Source organism: Streptomyces sp. ALI-76-A, from assembly GCF_030287445.1.
Lineage (GTDB): Bacteria > Actinomycetota > Actinomycetes > Streptomycetales > Streptomycetaceae > Streptomyces.
Window position 1 is genome coordinate 6,907,463 of record NZ_JASVWB010000002.1, and the last position, 21,480, is coordinate 6,928,942.

4 protein-coding genes are annotated in these 21,480 nt (G+C 73.1%); all 4 read left to right on the forward strand.

Features of this window, described 5'->3' with window-relative positions; translation table 11 throughout:
- The first annotated feature begins 105 nt into the window (after positions 1-105).
- The 4 genes from QQS16_RS31665 (at position 106) to QQS16_RS31680 (ending at position 21,402) form a co-directional block, all read left to right on the forward strand.
- Positions 106-3,768 carry an AAWKG family protein gene (locus QQS16_RS31665; protein ID WP_286065475.1) on the forward strand — a complete coding sequence of 1,221 codons (3,663 nt, stop codon included), beginning with the start codon at positions 106-108 and terminating at the stop codon, positions 3,766-3,768.
- A gap of 199 nt (positions 3,769-3,967) precedes the next feature.
- Positions 3,968-4,426, forward strand: a complete 459-nt coding sequence (locus QQS16_RS31670; protein WP_286065476.1) for a YbaB/EbfC family nucleoid-associated protein — start codon at positions 3,968-3,970, stop codon at positions 4,424-4,426.
- A 2-nt stretch (positions 4,427-4,428) separates the two neighbouring features.
- Positions 4,429-4,800, forward strand: coding sequence for a hypothetical protein (locus tag QQS16_RS31675; protein ID WP_286065477.1), 372 nt, complete (start codon positions 4,429-4,431; stop codon positions 4,798-4,800).
- Positions 4,801-4,881: 81 nt separating this feature from the next.
- Positions 4,882-21,402, forward strand: coding sequence for a WXG100-like domain-containing protein (locus QQS16_RS31680; protein WP_286065478.1), 16,521 nt, complete (start codon positions 4,882-4,884; stop codon positions 21,400-21,402).
- Positions 21,403-21,480 lie beyond the last annotated feature (78 nt).

Consider the following 21,480-nt stretch of genomic DNA (forward strand, 5'->3'; position numbering starts at 1 on the left):
ACGACCGCCCGGCCCGCCCGCCCGCGGGGACCGCCCGGCCGCACACCCGCGTGAGGACGCCGTGCGCCCGCAGACACGACAGGCACCCACCAGAAAGGGCACCCGGTGGCCGACCCGATCGACCCCAACTCCGGCGCGCGGCTGGACGAGTTCGACACCGCAGCCGACCCGTCGACCGACACCTGGGCCACCCTGGTCACCCACATCACCGGCTATCCGGTGCCGGACCGCGCCACCGTCTTCGACACCCTCCGCTCCGACCACGGCGGCAAGCTCTTCCGGATGGACATCAAGGAGCGCAGTCTCAGCCTGCTCGTCAAGGACTCCGGCTTCCTGACGAACACCGGCGAGGACTACGACATCTGGTTCTTCGACGGGGGCAAGAAGACCAAGATCAAGCAGGCCCGGATCGTCTTCGAGGGCCGGGTGAAGGCCGGCAACGAGATCATCTTCGCCGCTCCCGGCACCGACAACGTCCACAACGCCCAGGTCCGTGAGGGCAACGAGTTCACGGACTACAACAAGGCCAAGATGAGCACCATCCCCCTCGCCCGGTACATGAACGGGCCGCGGGCGGCGCTCCTCGCCCTGCTGGGCGGCACCACCCAGGACGCCCGGTTCAGCAGCCTGGGCGTGCCCCCGACCGACGCGGTGGACCTGAACTCCTTCACCACCACCGGGGAGTCCTTCGACTACGCCGCCAAGTTCTTCAGGGACCACGCGGTCGTGCTGAAGGACTGGGAGGACCGCTTCGGCCGGGACGACGCGAGCTGGAAGGGCGAGGCGGCGGAGGTCTTCCGCAACCTGCTGAGGAAGATCCGCGAGAACTACGACGCCTACGTCGAGACCTTCAACGCCACGGCCGGCACCGGCGACCAGAACGGCACCGGAGGCACGGTCTACTCGCGCGCCCTGTCACTGGGCCGCACCTACCTGACGAACGCCGCGAACACCCTGCTACAGGCATGGCTGGACTGGGCCAAGTCCCCGTACTACGACCCGCACCAGGTGCTGCGCTACGTCCTGGACGACCTCGCCCAGTGGGTGGACGCGAACAACGTCGGCAAGACGGAGATCCAGGTCACCCACTACCGCGCCGGCAGCTCCACCTACCACTCGCCCCAGGCCGGCTTCCTCCAGGCGCACCCGGAGTACGGCGACCTCAACGACGTCGCGAACTGGGCGAAGGTCGGCGACAAGGCGGCCAAGATCTGGAGCCAGGGTGTCGACAGATACCTGGGCGGGCCGGCCGCCAAGGTGCAGTCGGATCTCAACAACCAGTTCCTCGACCTGGGCAAGGACTTCTCGGAGAACATCCCCGAGCCGAAGTCGACCACCACGGCCTCCGCCGACTACGAGAAGAAGAAGCTGGAGGACGAGAAGAAGGAGATCGACAAGCAGCGCGAGGACGACAGGAAGTACCAGGACGAACTGCGCGACGAGCAGGAGAAGCAGCGGGAGGAGGACAAGAAGTACCAGCAGGAGCTGCGCGACGAGCAGAACAAGCAGCGCGAGGAGGACAAGAAGTACCAGGACGAACTGCGCGACGAGCAGAAGCGCGAGCAGGACGAGGCCAAGAAGTACCAGGAGGAACTGCGCGCGGAGCAGCAGCGCGAGCAGGACGAGGCCAAGAAGTACCAGGACGAACTGCGCAACGAGCAGAACCAGCAGCGCGACGAGGACAAGAAGTACGCGGACGAGCTGCGCGACGAACAAAAACGCGAGCAGGACGAGGCCCGGCGCGAGGCCGAGGAACAGCGCGTGGCCATGCAGGAGAGCCTCGGCGGCCTCAACGATCCCAACGCGGTCACCACACAGGATCTCGGCCTCGACGACCTGCTGAACCAGAACATCCCGGTCACCGAGAGCCTCGGCGATCTCGGTGAGGTGAACGGCCAGGGCGGCGGCGACCAGAACTCCACCACCGAGGTACCGCCGATCACCCAGAGCCTGGGCGGCCTCGGCGGCCTGAACAGCGGCGCGGGTGGTGCCCTCAGGACCCCGACCGGTGGCACCACCCAGCTCACGGCCGGCAAGCTCACCACCGACTTCGCGGACGGCAGCGGCACGTCCTTCGATCCGGAGAGCGGGGTGCTGACCACCACGCATCCGGACGGTTCGGTCACCACGCAGGACCTGGGTGACGGCGTCAAGGTGACCAACCCCGACGGTTCGGTCACCTCCCTGGGTGACGACGGGAAGCTGACGACCACCTTCCCCGACGGCACCACCCAGACCGTCGACCCCACCACCGGCCAGGCGACGACCACCGACCCGGACGGCACCACCACCACGACGGACCTGGGCAGCCTCGACGGCCTCAACGACGGCCTCGACGGCCTCGGCGGCGGGGACGGAGTGCTCGACACCCCGACCGGCGGCACCACCCAGCTCACCAGCGGCGGCGACCTGACCACCGACTTCGCGGACGGCGGCAGCACGTCCTTCGACCCGGACAGCGGGATGCTGACCACCACCGGGCCGGACGGTTCGGTCACCACGGAGAATCTGGGTGACGGCGTCAAGGTGACCAACCCCGACGGTTCGGTCACCTCCCTGGGTGACGACGGGAAGCTGACGACCACCTTCCCCGACGGCACCACCCAGACCGTCGACCCCACCACCGGCCAGGCGACGACCACCGACCCGGACGGCACCACCACCACCGAGAACCTCGGCGGCCTGGGCAACCTCAACGGCCGGAACAGCGTCGGCGGCGACCTCGGTGACCTGATCGACATCCCCTCCGACCTGCCCACCGAATCGATCGGTGACCTGGGCGACCTCGGCGGTCCCGACAGCGACGAGCCCGGCCTGGAGACCCCGACCGGCGGGCACACCTCGCTCGACGGGGACGGCGACTTCACCACCACGTTCGAGGACGGCAGCACAGCCTCCTTCGATCCGGACAACGGGATGCTCACCACCACCGATGCGGACGGCTCCACCACGACCACCGACCTCACCCACGGCGCCAAGGTGACCAACCCGGACGGCTCCACCACCGTCCTGGACAACGGCCAGCTGACCACGACCTTCCCGGACGGCAGCACCCAGGTCATCGACCCGGACACCGGCATCGCCACCGTCACCGACCCGCAGGGCAACACCGAGACCGTGAACCTGCACGACCTCAACTCGTGGGGGGACTTCGACCGTTCGGACTTCCTCGACGACCTCGACACCGTCGGCGGCGACGGCACCACCACCCGGGACGTGCCGTTCTCCGAGCTGGGCCTCGGCGGCGGCAACGGCGCCGGGGCGGGCGACGGGACCACCGCGGTCGCGGGCGGCGGCGTCTCGGGGGCCGGCTCCTACTCCGCGGACGGCTTCGACGGGGCAGGCGTAGCCCCGCTCTCGGACGGTGCCGCCGGCAGCGGAGCCGGCGCGCTCGGTCCCGGCGCGGGGGCCGGCGCGCCCGGCGCCCCCGGCATGCCCGGCAGTCCCGGCATGCCGATGGGCGGCGGCATGGGCGGCATGGGCGCGGGCGGCGAGAAGGGCAACGGCGAGCGGGTGCGCGCCGTCCTGGTCGACGCGGCGGAGGAGAGCGAGCGCCGCAACCGCCGCCGGCGCAGCCCGTGGAACCGCCAGGAGGACAGCGACACCTTCCTGTCCCCGGCCTCCCGGGTGGCGACCACCGGCGGCGACTCGCCCGAGCAGGAGGCGGAGCCCGGCCGCAGGCCCACCAGCTCCGCCGACTACCTGGAGGAGGACGCGGACGTGTGGGGCACCGACGAGGGCGGCACCCCGGCCGTCATCGGGCGGTGACGACCGCGAGGAGACGCATCCCATCCGGCCCCGGCTTCCACGGCCGGGGCCTCACCAGGCAAGATCAGCGGGGAAGTTGACGGCCCGGGGACCGGGGCCGGACGTACATACGGACCGGACATCCGGACGTGGCAGGCGTGTCAGACGTACCCCAGGTACCAGGCGTACCAGGAGACCGACGGAGAAGGGCGGGGCGGGCGTGACGGAACCGCTGGACAAGCGTCTGGAGAAGGCGATGGCCGAACTCCAGGCGGCCCAGGAGGCGGTCGCGCGCACCGAGCGCGAGTTGCGGCAGGCGTCGTTCGCGGTGGTTTCCTCCGACCGCGCGGTCCGGGCGACCGTGGGGCCGCAGGGGGAGCTGACCGGGATCGAGTTCCTGGAGAACAAGCACCGCGACATGTCCTCCCAGGAGCTGGCCGCCAGCGTCCTGGAGGCGGCGAGCGCGGCCCGCCTGAAGATGAACCGGCACGTGATGAAGGCGATGGCCCCCTTCACCGAGCCCAGCAGCAACCTGCCGGAGCTGAAGGGCTTCGAGCTCGACTGGGAGCGGATCTTCGGGCCCGAGGTGCTGCGCGAGGACGACGACGACACCGCACGCGCCGGCCAGGAGGAGACGCCCGCCTGGCGTGACGCGCTCGGCGAGGACGGGGAGGACTGACCGTGGGACAGCGCTACTACGTGGACCCGCACCGCATCGAGGCCCTGGCGCGGCAGCTGGAGGAGATCGGCGCCCTGGCCAGGAACATGACCGAGGAGTTCCTGGACGAGCTGGCCCCCACGGTCAACTGGCCCGGTACCGAGGGCGAGTTCGCCGAGAAGGCCAGGCCGCAGGAGCAGAAGGAACGGCAGACCACCAAGGACACCATGATGTCCGTCCGCGACGCGGTGGTGGCCATCAGCGACGCCACGATCAGCCAGGTCCGGATGGTGAAGGACACCCGCGACCGCAACATCGAGGACATCGAGCAGGGCAACCGCCGCATCGACACCGACGGGCTGAACGGCGGTTCCGGCGGGCATGGCCGCCGCTGACCTCCGCACCGCCGGCCGCTCCCGCACCGTGCCGGGGGCGGCCGTCCCGTCCTGCCCGCGTGACATCGAGGACGGCCCCCGATGAGCATCATGGCATCGCCCGAGATCAACGCGATGATCTTCATCCTCACCGGGGAAAAGCTGATCGACGCCGACGAGGACCTCGCCTACGACAGCCGCAAGCCCTACTCCGGCCTGGGCCGCAAGCTGGACAGGCTCTCCTCGCTGATCGACAAGTCGATCCACGACATCGCCGAGTCCATGCCGGACGACCTGGCCAAGTCGTACGCCGAGGCGATGGGCATGCTCATCGACGACGGCGGCAAGAACTACCTGCGCGAGTTCGCCGAGCAGCTCGACAAGATCGCCGAGGGCCGGCGCAAGACCTCCATGGACATCATGGAGTCCAAGTGGCAGGTCATCGCCGAGGTCATCCGGCTGCTCATCGAGATCGCCATCTACCTCGCGATGTCCTTCTTCACCGGCGGTGCCTCGGCCAGCCAGATCATGATGGCCAAGCTGCGCAGCCGGTTCATGATCCTCACCATGCTCAGCCACCTGCTCCAGCGGCTGAACCTGGCGCCCGCGCTGAGCGAGGCGTTCGCCGAGGCGTTCACCACCTTCGCGGTGCGGCTGGCGATGATGAACTTCGCCCCGGACGGCCGCCGCCCGGACGGCTTCGACTGGAACGACATCCTTAAGTCCGCCGCGTTCGGCGCCGCGGCGGGCTTCCTCACCGGCGTCTTCGACGATCTCGCGAGGGGCATCGTCAAGAGCTACGACAACAACTTCCTCAAGGACGGCCCGGACCTCGACTTCAAGCCTCACCCCAACCCGCGGCCCACTCCGAGCCCCGACGTCGGCAACAACACCCCGAACCCGAAGCCGAACCCCGCCCCGAACCCGGACGGCGACACCCTCCCGAACGACCGCCCGGACCCCGGTCTTTACGGGAACGGCCCCAACCCCGGGAACAACACCCCGCTCACCTTCCGCGACACCCCGCTGTCCTTCCGGAACAACCCCGACCTGTGGCGGAACAACCAGCTGCTGCGGTACAACGCCGACCGGCCGGGCGCGCTGGCCGGGCACTACGGGCTCAAGGGGACCACCGACTTCCTCGCCGCCGGCTCCGGCGAGGCGCTCGCGGAGATCCTGATCAAGGGCGCCTTCGACGGCGACTGGTCCACCAGCTGGTCCACCTTCGTCGGCGCGGGCGTCAGCAGCCAGGTCGAGTCCACCCTCACCGACGTCGCCGTGAACACCGGCGCCGAACTGCGCCACGCCATCGACAAGCTGCGCGACCAGCCGCCCACCGTCTCCGCCGGGGACGGCGACTCCGGCACGCGGGACCCCGCCGGCTCCTCGGGCTCCCGTGACGGCGACGGCCCCGCCCGCACCGACGGCTCCCCGGGTACGGACACCACGGGCGGTGACGGCCCCGCGCCCGCCTCGACGCCGCCCGTCTCCCGGCAGATCACCGGACAGGGTGATGTCACCGGCGGCCAGTCACCCGCGCCCTACACCGGCAGCGAGTCGCCCCCGGCCTACGCCGGTGGCGGCGAGATGCCCCCGGCCTACGTCGTGGAGGACCCACCGCCGTACTCACCGGGCCCGCTGCCGGTGACCGCCGCCGAGAACGCGCTGTGGCAGCAGGTCCACAACGGACCGGCCGAGGCCCGCGAGCAGGCGCTGCGCGACCTCGCCGCCCTGCGCGGCGCCCAGCCGCCCGCCGACGATGAGATCGGCGTCCGCGACAGCCTGCACAGCAAGCTGTCGCAGCTGCCCGAGGTGCGGGTGGTGCCCGCCGGGAACGGCCCGGCCGCCCAGGTCGACACCGACACGGTCCGCCGCGCCCTGGACGGCTTCGGCACGCCGGTCACGGTCGACATCCCGCTCTCGCTCAGCACCGGCCCGGGGGTTCCCGGCGACGGCTCCGCGAACCCGGCCGACCCTGTGGCCGGTTCCCTGCCTTCTTCTTCGCAGCACGAGGCCGTGGACTCCCCGGAGAGCGCCGTCGTCGGCTCGCGGGAGAACGAGGTCCAGAACTCTCCGGACGAGGTGGTCGGGCAGGACGAGCGTGCGGGTACGGTGCCGGATCAGGGTGTCGGCGGTGCGGTCGGCTCCCAGACACCGAGCACCTCCGGTACGTCCACCTCCGGTACGTCCGACTCCAGTACGCCCAGCTCCGGTACACCCACAGCCGGTACGCCCAACGCCTCGGCCACGCCGGGCGCGGGCAGCGGCAGCGGTGGCCGGCCGGGTGGTGTCCCCGCCGCCGGAGGCACCCCGGCTCCCTCCGGTACGCCGTCCCAGGGCACCCGTACCCCGGACGGCACGTCCCCGGTGGACGGCCCAGGGATCACGACGGACGGCTCCCCGCAGCCCTCGCAGCCGTCCCCGGTGACGAACGCCTCCCCGGACGTCTCCGACGCACCTGCCGACAGCGGAACGTCGGACTCGGGACACAGCGCCCCCGTCCCGGCCGACGACATCGCCACCGCCCCGCCGAAGATCGGTACCACCGGCTCGTACGTCGACACCGCCACCGGAGCCGTACGGGAGGCCGACGGCATCGACGGCGTGGACGGCATCAGCGGTGGGAGCGAGGTGAAGGCCGGCGAGGTGAGGGCCGGCGATGTGAAGGCAGGTCCCGCTCCGGCCGGGAACACCGCGCCCGGCCAGGCGCCGCCGCTGACGATCGTGGTCTCGGAGATGCCGCCGCCGGGCGAGGGGGCGCCGGAGGCGGCCGAACTGCTGGACGGGGCCGGGACCGACCGGGCCGTGGTGCTCGGGCCGCCGGTCGCGTCGGACGGGACGGGGCGCCCCGTACGCGCCGCCGTCGAGCTGACCCGCGACGGGCCGGGCGCCCCCGTCCGGGTCCGCCCGCTCGCCGATCCCTCGTCCGGTGTGTCGGCGGAGGGCATCCCGGCCACCGGCGACAGCGCCTTCCCCGGCGCGGACGTGCTGCTGCCACTGGCCGACGCCCTCGGCCCGGCTCCCGCCACGGCAGCCCCTGCGCCCCGCCCCGCGACCCAGAGTTCCGCGACCACCGACAGCGATCCGGTCACCGCGTCGGCCACGCGCCCGAAGGCGTTCACGGACCTGTCGACTTCCCTGAGCGGCAACGGTGTCGGCCTGAACCTCACGGAGGCCACCACTCCCGCCGCGGCCAAGCTCGCCACCCTGTCCCGCCCGTGGACGGAGACGGCCACCGACCTGTACCTGGAGTCGGGCAACGGCAACGGAGCCGCCGGCGGGAACGGCAACGGAGTCGCTGACGGCAACGGAACCGGCGGGCACGTCCCGGGCCTCGGCGGCGGACGCGGGCCAGGCAACGACGGCACTCCGCCCCCGCCCCCGCCTGCGCGCACCACGCCGGACAGCACCCCGGCGACATCCTCCGCGCCGCCACCGCCGCCGGGGCGGATCATCGTGCGGTCCGCGGACGGCCACCGCACCGCCGACGGGGGAAGCGGCCCCGCACGGCCCGGGGGCGGGCCGGTCGTCACCACCCTGGACGGCCACACGGTGCCCGTCGCGCAGCTGCGGCGCTGGGTGTCGGACGCGGCCGTGAAGGCCCGACCGGGGCACGCGGTGCAGAAGTTGACCATCTCCCAGAGCCCGGCCGAGGACGCCACGGCGCACAGCGCGGGCCGGCGCGCGCTGCTGGGCCAGGACACCTTCCGCGGCGTACGCACCACCTCCGCGTCCCCGGGCCCGGGGACCGCCACGGCGCCGGCGCCCGCCACCCGTACCGTCTTCACCGGCCCGCCGGCCCCGCTCCCCGGGTCCGGCAGCGAGCGGGGCGCCGAGTACAACGCGGCACACGGCACCGCCCGTACCGTCACGCTCGGCACCGACGACGTGGCGCGCCCCACCGTGACGATGAGCGGCGCGCAGTACGGCGAGGTGCTCAAGTCCTGGGCCGACGACGGCGATCAGGACCGGCCGCTGGTCCTCTTCTCCTGCGAGACCGGGCGGCAGCCGGAGGTGGCGGGCCTGCCGGTGGCGCAGCACGTGGCGAACCGGACCGGACGGCCGGTGTACGCGCCGACCACCGAGGTCGGCACCGCCCGGGACCGGGACGGCAACGTCCGCGCCGTGCTGGCCGAAGGGACGGACGGGCCGGGCCGCTGGCGGCTCTTCACCCCGGAGCCCGCCGGTGCCGACCTGGACGGGCTGGCGCGTGACGCCGGGCTGCACGCGGGCCCGGAACCGGCCGACGCCTTCGCCCGGGCCCGTACCCTCCAGCAGATCCGCACCCTGCGTGACGCGCTCGGTCCGGACGCCGAACAGCGGCCGGAGAACCGGGAGTTGCTGGCCGGCCTCGCCTTCGTGGACGGCCTGCGCTGGCTCAGCCCCGACACCGCGGCCCGTTACGGCGACGGCCGGATGACCCCGGACCTGCTGCGCCGCATGGTCACCGACTGGCGAGCTGCGACGGGCGCCACCACACCCGATCCGGCGACCGGCCCCGCCCCGGCGGCCGATCCCACCCCCGAGCGGTACACCGCCTTCCTGCGCGCCGCGGCCGGACTGCGCTCCACCGCCGGGCCCGACACCACACTCGACGCCCTGCTGCCCCCGCCGCCGCCCGCGCTCCCGCCGACCACCCCGGTCTCGCCGGAGGACGTGCGCGGTCTCACCTACGCGCCCTCCGCGCAGATCACCTGGTCGCTCTCCGACACCCCGCTGCCGCTGTCCGAGCTGGGCCTGAGCCCCGAGGACACCGCCGAACTCGCCCGCCGCAGGCCCGATCTGGCGCCCGCGTCGAGCCGCCCGGAGAGCCTCGCCGAGGACATGACCCTGCTCAGCAAGGCCACGCCCGGCACAGCGGACACCGTGCACGCGGACGGCCTGGCCTTCCGGCGGCTGGACACCCCCGGCGGCGGCAACTGCCTCTTCCGCTCGATCCTCGACAGCGCGCGCAGCCGGCCCGTACCGCCCGCGTGGGCCGCACGGAACGTCGCCGGGCTGCGCCGCCTGCTGCGCGACCGGATCACCGGCTCCGACCTGGGCGACGCGGTGTCCGTGGCGATCCCGGACCCGGTGTTCGCCGTGGTGGACGACCTGCGGATGCGCGCCGTCGCAGGGGTGCGGGACCCGGCCGAGCAGCGCCGGATCACCCGGCTCTGGAACCGGATCGCGCGGGATGTCGTCACCGACGGCGACGCCGGCGAGTGGCGGCGCATCCTCCGGGAGAGCGACTACCCGCATCTCGCCGACGTGGCGCCCACCCCCGCCGACGCGTGGCGGCTCGGCGTCCGGGAGCTCGTCGCCTCGGCGGCCGAACTCCCCGAGCTGTGGGCCTCTCCCTTCGCCGACCAGCTCCCCGAGGCACTGGCGCACACGCTCGACCTCGATCTGCGGCTCGTCCAGCCCGACCCGCGCTCGCCGGGGGCCACCTTCGTCAACACCCTCCATCCGGGCGGCCAGGGCGGCACCCTGCACCTCGCCTACAACGGCGTCGACCACTACGACGCCCTGGTACCGGCGTCGGCCCCGCTGGTCCCCGTACCGGACCCGGTCGTCACGCAGGATCCGGTGGTCACAGAAGACCCGGTGATCACCCAGGACCCGGTCACCACCCCGGACCCGGACGGCTCCGGTCCGTTCGGCGAGTGGCTGCGCAGCATGGGCGGGATCAGCGACCTCGACCGTCCCGACGCCGAGACCCCCGACCGGGGCGACCCGGTACCGCTGGAGACCCAGCTCGAACGGCACCGCCCGGCACGCCTGCTGACCGGCCCGGACGCACGGCCGCCGGGCCCGGCGCCGCGCACCGTCACCTTCGAGGACGGCAGCCGGCTGCCCACTGTCCTGATCAGCCCCGACGCGGACCCGGGCGACGGCACCCCGGGCGCCCGGCCGGACGGGGCCACGCGGACCACCCCGACCGGGCTCTTCACCGGCCCCGGCGTCACCACCCTGCGCTCGCCCGAGCAGGTGGCCGAGGAGATCCTGGGCAAGCTGCCGAAGAACCTGCGCGCCCAGTTCGACGAGGCGGAGCTGCTGCGCCTGCTGACCGACCAGCCCGGCGCCTTCACCGCCCCGCGCGGCGCGCGCTTCGTGGGCCGGGAGAAGTCCGGGGTCGGCCACGAGATGACGGTCGAGGCCATCCCGTACCACCGCTGGGAGCGCTTCGCCGACGTGGACGGCGGCACCGTCCGGCTGGACACCATGCGACGGGGCCAGGCCGGTACGGCCGGCGGGCGCAGCGTCGGCTTCGGGCGCCGGATCGCCGGCGGAGTGAGCATGGGCCCGCCGCTCAACTGGCTGCTGAAGATCGGCGTTTCACTGGGCTGGACCCGCAGGACCGACTACGCCCAGGGCACTCAGGCGTACCACCAGACCGAGTGGCGCGCCCACGAGGGCTCGCACCTGCACCTGGACGACGTCCACTACCGGGTACGGGTGGACCGCGTCACCGAGGCGCCGAAGACCACCGGCCCGGCCACCCCGTCCAGCCAGGGCACCACCCCGAACGTCCGGCCCAACGCGCCTGCTCCCGGGCCGCTTTGGCAGCGAAGCCAGGTGCACGTCGCGGAGTTCGCGATGCGCGACGGGCTGAGCTGGCGGCTGCCGGACGACCTCACCGTGCCCTTCACGGGACCCCGCCGGGCACCGAGGACGCTCACCTTCCCGGACGGGATCGAGCCACGCATCACCGACACCACCGGGCTGCACCTCACGGACCCGCCGGAGGACGTGGCGCTCGCCCTCTCCGGAGCACGTCCCGGCAGTTCGGCGCACCGCACCCTCGTCTCGTACGTCCGGCCGGGGCGGCTGCTCGCGCTGTTCGGCCGTTTCTCCGGGCCGGTCACCGGGCCCGAGCTGACCCGGGGCAGCGGACACCACCCGCTGGGACACCTGATCGTGGAGCGGTCGGTGCCGCACCGCGCCACCCTGGTCACCGAGTCGGTCAAGGCGGAGCTGCGCGACCTCACCCAGACCACCTATCAGAACGAGCGCGGCCACGTCCGGGACACCCGGCTGGGCGTCCAGGTCACCGCCGGGCCGAACCACACCCTCATCGGCCCGGAGACCGACGTACGCCTCCAGGGCGGCCCGCTGGTCCGCGCGGACCTCACCACCGGGCGTGGGCACTACCTCGGCACCGACGCGGCCCGGAAGACCACCGGCCGCGTCCGCAACCACCCGGTCGCGCTCTACCGGGTGGAGCGCACCCTGATGGTGCGCAAGCCCGGCGAACCGCCGTCGGCCGCCCGCCCGGTCCGGGTGGTCAGTCTGGACTGGATCTCCACCCAGGACGCGCGCCGCCTCGCGGGCTGGGACAGCCGCACGCCCGGCCAGGCGGGCCCCGACCCGGACGTCGAGCCGCCGGTGCCGTGGTACCTCACCCGGGAGGACCCGGTCCACCTGAGCGGCCAGGTCCGCGCCGAGGGCTTCCGCCCCAACCCCACGCCGAACCAGGGGCAAGGGCAGACCCAAGGGCAGACCCAGCCCCAGCCCCAGCAGTCTCAGCCCCAGCAGTCTCAGACTCAGCACACCCGAACCCAGCAACCCGCGCCCCAGGACCCCCTGCGGGTCTTCGCGGACGCCGTCCTCGACACCCTGCACCGCTCGTACCCGTCGCTCTTCGTCCCGCCTCTCATGCTGCGGCACCCGCGGCTGGCCAAGCTCTGGTACGGCGACGGGCGGATGCGGACCGCGCTGCACAACGACCGTCAGGTGCGCGAGGCGCTGAACCGGCCCAGCCTGGCGCAGAGTCTGGACGACCTGACCACCACCGGGGTGCCGGTCACCCTCACCGAGGACGGCAAGGTGCGCCGGGGGCACCACACCCTGATCCTCAGGGCGCGCCTGACCGACCGGCGGTTCGAGACCAGCATGAGCGAGCGCTCGCTGCGCAACGCGGTGATCGGTACCGAGGTGTCGGGCCAGGGCCAGCAGGCGTCCAGCAGCCTCTCCGGCGGTGTGGAGCTGGGCATCTCGCCGCGCGACCACGACAAGGTGCTCGAAGCCGGACTGCCGCGCCGGACCGGCAACGTGTCCCTCGGCGCCCGTTACGCCAAGACCGACCAGAAGGCCACCCGGAACACGGTCGCGGTCGCCCACGACCACCTGACGTACCAGAACGGCGCCGACCTGTACAGCTACCAGGTGGAGCTGGGCGCCACGTTCGAGGGCCACCGCCGCCCGCGCGGCTGGGCGCGGCTCGTCTCGGTCGGCCTGCTCGGCGCCGGCGTCTTCGTCAGCAAGGTCGAGGAACGGCCCCTGTTCACCCGGGGCAGCGAGACCGTGGGCCGGGTGGAGCTGGCCGTGCCCGCCGCGCACGGCTCCGACCGTCACGCCCCCGCCGACCCGCCGCCCGGTCAGCCGGCCTCCGAGCCCGCACCCGCCCCCGTACCGCGGCGGCTGTCCTCCGTCGAGGCGGACCAGCTCCTCGACGGCACCCGCCCGCGGCCGGAGGCGGACTCCGCCGACCGGCGGCTCGTCCGGAAGCTGCTGAGCGCCCCGCACGCGGTGCTCAGCACCGAGGGCGGCCGGCAGCGCCAGCGGCTCGTCCAGGACACCGCCGACCGCGCCTCGGGCACGTCCTGGCACGTCAGCGCGCCCGGCGCCCCGGTGCGCACCGCGCTGCGCCGGGCGATGGCGAACCTCAGCGTGGCCGGTCAACTCGGCCAGTACCTGGGTCCGTTCGGCTCCCGCGTCACCGGACTCCACGGCGCCGGACCGCTCCAGACCCACTATCTGAAAGCCGCCGTCCGCGGTGAACTGCACCGCGTACGGGTCACGAGCGCCCCGAAACCGGCCAGCTTCGAGGCCACGATCGGCAACGAGCACCGCGTCGTCGGCAGCGCGAACGCGGTCTCCCACACCACCCTCGGCCTACAGGGCTCCTACATGCCGCTGCAACAGGCCCCGGGCGAACAGGCGGTGACCGGTAGCTACACGACCGCCCTCCAGTACGCCTGGGGCAAGGGCCGCAGTGTCTCGCAGACCCTCACCCGGGGACGCAACACCACCCTCACCTTCGCCGGGCGGATGTACCTGGTGGTCGCCGACGCCGCCGAGACCGTCGCGGTGCGGGACCGCTGGACGGCCGCGATGGGCACGGTGGGCACCCGCGCCGGCGACCGGATCAGTGCCGCGGCCGGCCGGATCTCCGGGCGCCTGGCCCGTGGTCTCGCCCCGCGCCGGGCCGCCGCCGCGCTCCAGGGCATCCGCGACGCGGTGATGTTCCACCTGCCGATGCAGGACGTCATCGAGGCCGGACTCGCCCCGGACGGCCTGGGCACCGACACCCCGCACAACCTCGGCGGCGGCTACCGGGTGCCCGCCTTCCTGCGCCGCCGCCGGTTCCCCACCCACCCCAGCGGCCAGCTCGACGCGAGCCAGGCGGCGCGGCAGCTGATGGGGCGGCTGGAGAAGATCGGGGTGCCCTCGCACGACCGGGAGCAGGTCCTCCAGCGGCTCTCCCCGGACTTCCTCCGCGCCCATCTGCACGAACTGACCACCGACGGGATGACCCTGCCCGTCCGCCACCGCTCCTGGACCAGCCCGCACCACCTGCCGGTCGGCGGCAGCCCCGGCCTGCTCCACTTCAAGCTGACCCCGGTCACCACCACCGTGGAGAGGCTGCGCACCGGCTTCGAGCTGGAGGACTACCGCACCATCGCCCGCGACGACGCGGACAGCACCTCCCAGGACCGTGGCGCGGACGTGACGCTCAGCGCCGGCCAGCGCGCCGCGAGCAGCGGCATCTTCGTCGCCAACCCCTCGCTCCAGGGCACCGCGGCCAAGCAGCGGTCGAGCGTCCGCACCGAGACCACCGGCAGCACCGCGATGCCGAACATCGCCACCACCCAGGCGCACGCGGAGATCGTCACCAGCTACGTACTGACCGTCTCGATGACGGACGCGACCGGTGCCCCCCTCGCCCCCCGCGCCTTCGCCCCGGTCGGCAGCCTCAACGAAATCCTCCCGGTCAGCCTGCTCACCCCGGCCGGCGACGGCGCGGACGGCGCGCTCACCGAGCAGGACGTGCCGGAACCCGAGCGCGCGGTGACGATGCTGACCGCCGAGCAGGCCACCCCCGAGGGCATCGCCGCCTGGCGCACCGCGGCCACCGGCACCGGGAGCACCGGCAGTTCCGACGGCGCCGACTCTGACGTCCTCCCCTTCGACGACCGGATCGGCTCCGGCATCCTCGCCGTGGACATCCGCGGCGCGGCCAACGTGCAGGACGCCCTCACCCTCGCCACCGCCCGCGCGGACGGCCTCGGCGACAGCGACCTCGGCAGCCGGCACACCGGCACGAGCCTCACCGAACGCGTCCGCATGGCACGCCTCACCCCGCTCACCGGCCTCGGCACCGCCCCCGCCCAGGCCCAGCAGGAGGCCACCGCCCAGGGCGGGCTGACCGCCGGCTTCCGCGAGGCGCTCAGCGCGAACGGCTCGCCGCTGCCCACCCAGTCCTCCGCCCGTCTCCTCGGCCAGTCCCACACCGCCGACTCCCGTCTCTACGCGCGGATGCACCGCGGCGGCGCCCGGCTGCTCACCGTGGAGAACAAGCCGCGTATGGAGGCCATGCAGCGCCGGAAGACCTCCGACGCGGTGGAGGCCGGCATCGCCGACAACATCGAGGGCGCGGTGGGCACCGCCCCGCTGGCCGGCAACAGCAACGCGGGCGTGACCAACCCGGGCGCCACGGTGCCGATCGGCGGCGCGAACGACGGCACCGCCCTCAAGGGTGCCGTGGACACCACCCTCGGCACCCACCTGAAGGTCGTGACCGACCGCAGCATGCTCTTCGCGCTGCCGGTGAGCTGGCTGTCGGTGGCCGAGGTGGACCACCGGATCACCGACAGCCGCCCGTTGCACGCGCTCGGCAAGGCGAAGCGCGGCCCGCGCGCCGCCGAAGCCCAGACCACCGCCCTGGTCTGGCTGCGCGAGGACATCGCCCGCGACTACGGCCTCCTCGACGACACCACCTTCCCCGACGAGGTCCGCACCGCCTGGGACGACATGGCCAAGGCCCAGGGCGACCTCACCGAGGCCGAGAAGCGCTACTACGACGCCCGGGCGCGGGCCCGCGAGACCTGGCTGGACCTGACCACGGAGGAGCAGGACGCGCTGGGCGCCGACAACTCCGGCCCGCCCACCGATCTGCCGCCGGACATCGTCTGGTCCCCGGCCGTCGTCGCCTGGCAGGCCGCCCGCGAGGAGGTCCACCGGTGGGAACGGCACACCGACGCCGCAGCCCGGGACCACCACCGGCTGCACCTCGCCGCCACCCGCCTCACCGCCCACCACCTGGGGTCGGCCTCGGTGCCGGTGGCGGACCTGCCGCAGGAGTACGCCCCGCCGGAATGGCGCTCCGAGGCGCCCGAGCCGTACACGGTCACCGACGCCAGCGACGCCACCCCGCGCACCGTCACCTCGCCGGACGGCGCCACCGTGCGCGAGGTGCACGACGTGCCGCACGACGGCGCCTCGTTCTTCCACGCGCTGCTGGCCGCCGCCCAGGACCGGGGCCGGCTGCCCCAGCTGCTCGGCGGCGACCTCGGCGCCCGGTTCGCGGCCGACCCAGGCGACCCGTCGGTCACCGCCGAGGCCATCGGCGCCGCCCGCGACCGTCTTGCCTGGGCGCTGGGCGAGGACGGCAACGAGGACCTGCTCGACGCCCTCGCCCTGGACGCCGCCGACACCTTCACGCCGGAGGAACTCCGTGCCGCCGGAATCCGGTTGACCCCCGCTCAGCAGGCCGAGTTCGACGCCTTCGGCCGCCTTCCGCAGACTCTCTGGCCGACCGCGGACCAACGGGTGGCCCTGGCCACCGTGGCCCTGTCCCGCCCGTTCGCGAGCGAGCCGCGCCAGGACGGCACGGGCGACGCGGGTGCTACGGGGGCTACGGGCGACATGGGGGACATGGGGGACGGGGACGGCGAACCCGCCCCGCCCGAGCGCCGCGCGGGCGACCACGGCGGCGCCGACCTGCTGCCCGCGCTGGCCGCCCGCGTCCTGGGCACGCCGCTCACCGTGGTCACCGCCGAGGGCCGCGAGCAGCTCTTCCTCCCGCACGGCACCGACCCGTCCGCCGTCCGCCCGGCCACCGACCCGGTTCTCTTCGCCGCGGGGGGCTTCTTCCACGCAGCCCTCCCGCCCGGCACCCCGCCCCCGGTCGCCACCCCGCTGCCGGCCCCGACGGCCGCGGCCGCGGCCGCCGGTACCTCGGGGGCGGGTACGTCCGGAACGGGTACGTCGGGAACGGATGCTTCTGGAACGGATGCTTCTGGAACAGGTGCCTCTGGAACGGGTGCCTCTGGAACGGGTGCCTCTGGCAGGGATACGTCGGCCCCGGGTACGTCCCAGGCGGACCCCTCACGCCCCGCGGCCGGGCAGCAGTCCGCGAAGCCGCCCGCGCACCGCAGCCACCCGACCCCGCCCTGGATGCCGCCGGCCGACAGCACCGCCCCCCGCTACCGCCTCGACCGGAACGGCGTCCTCACCGCACCCGACGGTGCCACCTACACCCAGGGCACTCCCGCCGGCCGGGGCAACGGCTTCTTCGACGCGCTGTCCGCGGTCCTGCGCCAGGCCGCCCAGCACCCCGGCCTGGACCGCCGCGAGGCGGCGCGGCTGCGCGCCCGCGCGGGAGCGTCGCCCGCCCAGCTGATGCGCCTCAACGGCCTCCCCGGCGACCCGGCCGAGCGCGACTCCCTCTTCCGGCCCCCGCCCATGACCCGCCGCCCCGGCGTACCCGCGCCGAGTACGGACGCCCGTGAGGGCCATCTGCGCCGCCATCTCACCGAGGCCCCCTGGGGCCCCGAGGCCGACCGCGCGATGGCCGAGTGGGCGGCCGGTGCCACCGGCACCACCGTCACCCTGATCGAGGAGAACGGCACCGCCCACACCTATCCGGGTCCCGCCGCCGAAGGCACCCCGCACCTCCGGCTCCGCCGCCGCGGCGGCGACTTCGTCCCGCTGACGCTCCGCACCCCGGCACCCGCGCCGAAGACGCCGAAGGCGGACATCACGGGGAAGAAGGGGCCGGAGCAGGAGAAGCAGGGACCGGAGAAGCAGGGACCGGAGAAGCAGGGACCGGAGCAGGCGACCCCGGCTCCCAAGGGCACCGAGCCGAAGGACTCCTCGGAGGGACAGGTCGAGCCTCTCGTCGACGTCGACGTCCATGTCCAGGTCGATCCGCCGGTCCCGCCGGTCCCGCCCGTGCCGCTCCAGGACCTCCAGGGCCCGTCCGCCGTTCCGTCGCCCCCGTCTCCCGGGTCCCCGACGGGCAGCGACGCCCCGGGCCTCGCGGACGAGGAGGAGGCGTACGAGCTGAGCACCCTGTCCGGAGTCGGAGCCGGAGCCGGAGCCGGAGCCGCGATGGCCATGGACATGGACGCGGACGGGGGCACGGACACGGACTCCGACGTCGAGATGGACCTCGACTCCGGCTCCGACGTCGGCCCCGACTCCCGCCCGGCGCCCGAGGAAGCGGCCGTACGAACCGGCCCGGAGAACGAGTTCGCCGCCGAGTTCGCCGACCTGTTCGGCGAGTCGGAACTGCGGGTGGACGCGCTCCTCGACGTGCTGCGCCGGCGCAACGAACTCCTCGGCGGATTCCCGGACGTGGCGTTCGACGGCGCCTTCACCGAGCAGGTCGGCATCGGTGTGCCCGAGGCCCTTGACCAGGCGGAGCAGGAAGGCCGGCTCCAGCCGGAGGAGTACGAGGAACTGCGTGAGGCCCTGGGTCTCGGCAGCGGCGGTCCGTTCACGCAGACGCGTCCCACCGGCACCTCGGAACGGGACCGCGAGGTGACCCTGCGGATGCTGGACCGGGTGGCCCGACTAGTGAAGGAAGCCCTCCGGAAGGAGGACCGCTGGGCGAACGCGCAGGTCACTCCGCACATCGCAGTCGGACTGCTGCCGGACGGTTCCCTCGGCATCGCGGGCAACACCGGCGCGAAGGCGCTCACCAGCGACGAGGCCGCCCTGGTGGAGGAGGAGCTGAGGTGGTTCGTCACCGGTCAGGATCCGGAAGAAGGGCCGGGGCAGCGGAAGCTGGAGCAGTGGAGCCGGGAGGAGGAGCAGCACCGGCAGCGGTCGGCGGACCTGGCGGAGCGACAGCGGGACCTCGACCGGCGGAGGGAGGAGCAGGCGCGGCTGCGGGCTCAGCTGGAGGAGCGGTACGAGTCGAATTCCTGGAACGACCAGCTCGAGCAGCAGTGGAACGTCCTGCTCGGCGACGAGGAGACAGCCGGGCAGGACCAGTGGCGTCTGGCGGACGAACAGCAGCGGTGGCTACGGGACGAGCAGTGGCTGGCACGCCGGCGGCCCGGGATCGCGCGGGAGACCCGGGACCGCACCAAGCTGCGGGCCCTGGCCACCGGCTGGTACCGGCTCTACCACCCGGAATCCCCCGAACTCGACCTGATCAGGCAGGCGTTGGCCAACCCGAGGATCCTCAACGTCAGCGGCCAGGACGGGACCCCGGGGGCCGGATCGCACGGCTCCGAGCACGGGGAGCTCACCCTCCTCGGACACTGGGTCGACCACTGGGAGAACCATCCCGGCACCCCGGACGACCCCCAGGTGCTCCGCCTGGGCGGGTTCAAGATGGCCTGCGCCTCCTGTGATCTCGCCTACCAGGCGGTCAACGAACACATCGGGAGCAGGCTCGGCCACCGGGTGCAGGCGTCCGGTACCCACGGCATGTTCTTCCCCGGATGGCGCATGCCGCAGTGGATGGCGCGACGGCCGGGGCTGCTGAACCACATCCGCGACAACGCGGAGAGCATCGGCGCGTACCTGGACCACAACGGCGTGCTCCAGGGCGACAGGACCGAGAGCGACAACCCGCAGTACCCCGCCACGTCCTCCTCCGAGTACGAGTCCGGTGACGAAGAGCTGGACCCGGACGCCTCCGTCGGCTCCCCGGCGCCGGACCCGGGAACGGTGGCGCCCCGGCTGCCGCGGACCCCTTCCGGGACGCGGCCCGGCCCACCGGAGGCACAGGTCACCCGGCCCGTCCTGAAGGGCCCGCGCGACGGTCGGCCTCGTTTCGTGGTGCGTTCGGGTTTTGACGCGCGTCGGTTCTGGTTCGGGGGTGAGCAGGTCACCGATCTGACGGTGCGGCTCGCGCTGCGGGGCCCGGAGGGGGAGGTTGCGCGTGTGCGTGATCAACTTGAGGCGGGTGTGCGGGAGTTCCTGAATGATCCGGCGTACCGTCTGCCCAATGGTGACCGGCTTCATGTGACGGTCGAGCATGTCGGTTCCGCTGAGGCTCCGCATCTGGCGGTGGAGGTCGCGGGCCGGGACCGGGTGATGGATCAGGGCACTTGGTGGGCGGATGCCGATCCGGTGCAGCTGGTGCATGAACTGACGCATCAGCTGGGTCTGCGTGATGAGTACCGGGACGCGGATTCCGCGCACCGCCCGCACGTCGCCGGCAGTCTGCTGGGTGATCCGAAGGTCAGCCCTGATGACGCTTCGCTCGCCGCCGCGGGTCTTCGTGGCCGGCACATGGACCTGTTGGGTGTGCTGATCGGTGACGTGGCTCCGGGGACTTCGGGGCAGTCTCAGGAGGACGCCGAGCGGGACTGGGACACGGCGCGGAAGGCTGCTACCGGGATCCCGCGTCAAGCGGTGTGGGTGGACCCGGTCTCCCTGCCCCAGCCGGCCGACACCACCGACAGCACTACCGAGACCACCGACAACGCCACCACCGCGACCGCCGAAGTCGCGCCCCGCGTGCCGGGTGACCCGGATCCGAACGCCGCGCCCCCCGCCCCCGAGCCGACGTTCATCCCCTTCAAGTCGGGCACCTTCGAGTTCACCAACGTGAAGCACACGGAGGAGAAGTACCGCGACAAGGCGGTCCGGATCATCGAGTTGCTGCGGAAGCACGACACCATCCGGGACTACATCGGCGGCCGTCCGTGCCGTATCACCCTGCGCCTGCGGACGACGGAGACTCCGGCCAACGTGACGGACCGGGGCGAGGCGGGGGTCGACATCGAGCTGGCGAGCTACTACTTCGAGAAGTACGGCATCGGCCACATCATGGGGATGCTCGCCCACGAGATCGGGCTGCACCCGCTCGCCTCCCGGAACGGGGGGATCCCGGACGAGGAGGAGATGTTCCGTGACATCCCGCTGCCGGTTCCGGGGCTGTCCGACCTGAAGACCCCGCGCACCATGAGCACCGAGGGCGCGGGCCAGGCGGATCACATCATGGCCGCCTTCCCCAGCAGCACACGGCACCGGATCTACCGCGACATCGTTGTGGACATGGCCAAGGTGCTCGCTCGGGACGCGCGGACCGGGGAGGAAGGGGCGAGGCCCGGGGACGTCACGGACCTGGTCGACTGCTACCTGATGGACCTCGCCTCCATCGCGATCACCAACGACTACCGGATGAACGCGGCCAGGGAACCCGGCAACACCGCCAAGGTCTACAACGCCTACAAGGAGATGCTCCAGGCCCAGTTCGCGGACGACACCTCTCTCCGGGCCCTTCTGCCGTCGAACAAGAGCATGTTCGGTGTGATCAACGACTTCCGGCGGATCGGCACGTACATCGGGATCAGCAACCGCGGCGACAGCATCCAGCAGGCCGACGCGACCTGAGGCCACCCGGAACGGCCACCCTGTCGCCGAGGGCTGTGCCCTTTCATGCCGACGCGAGTTGCGGACCGCCCCTGTCCG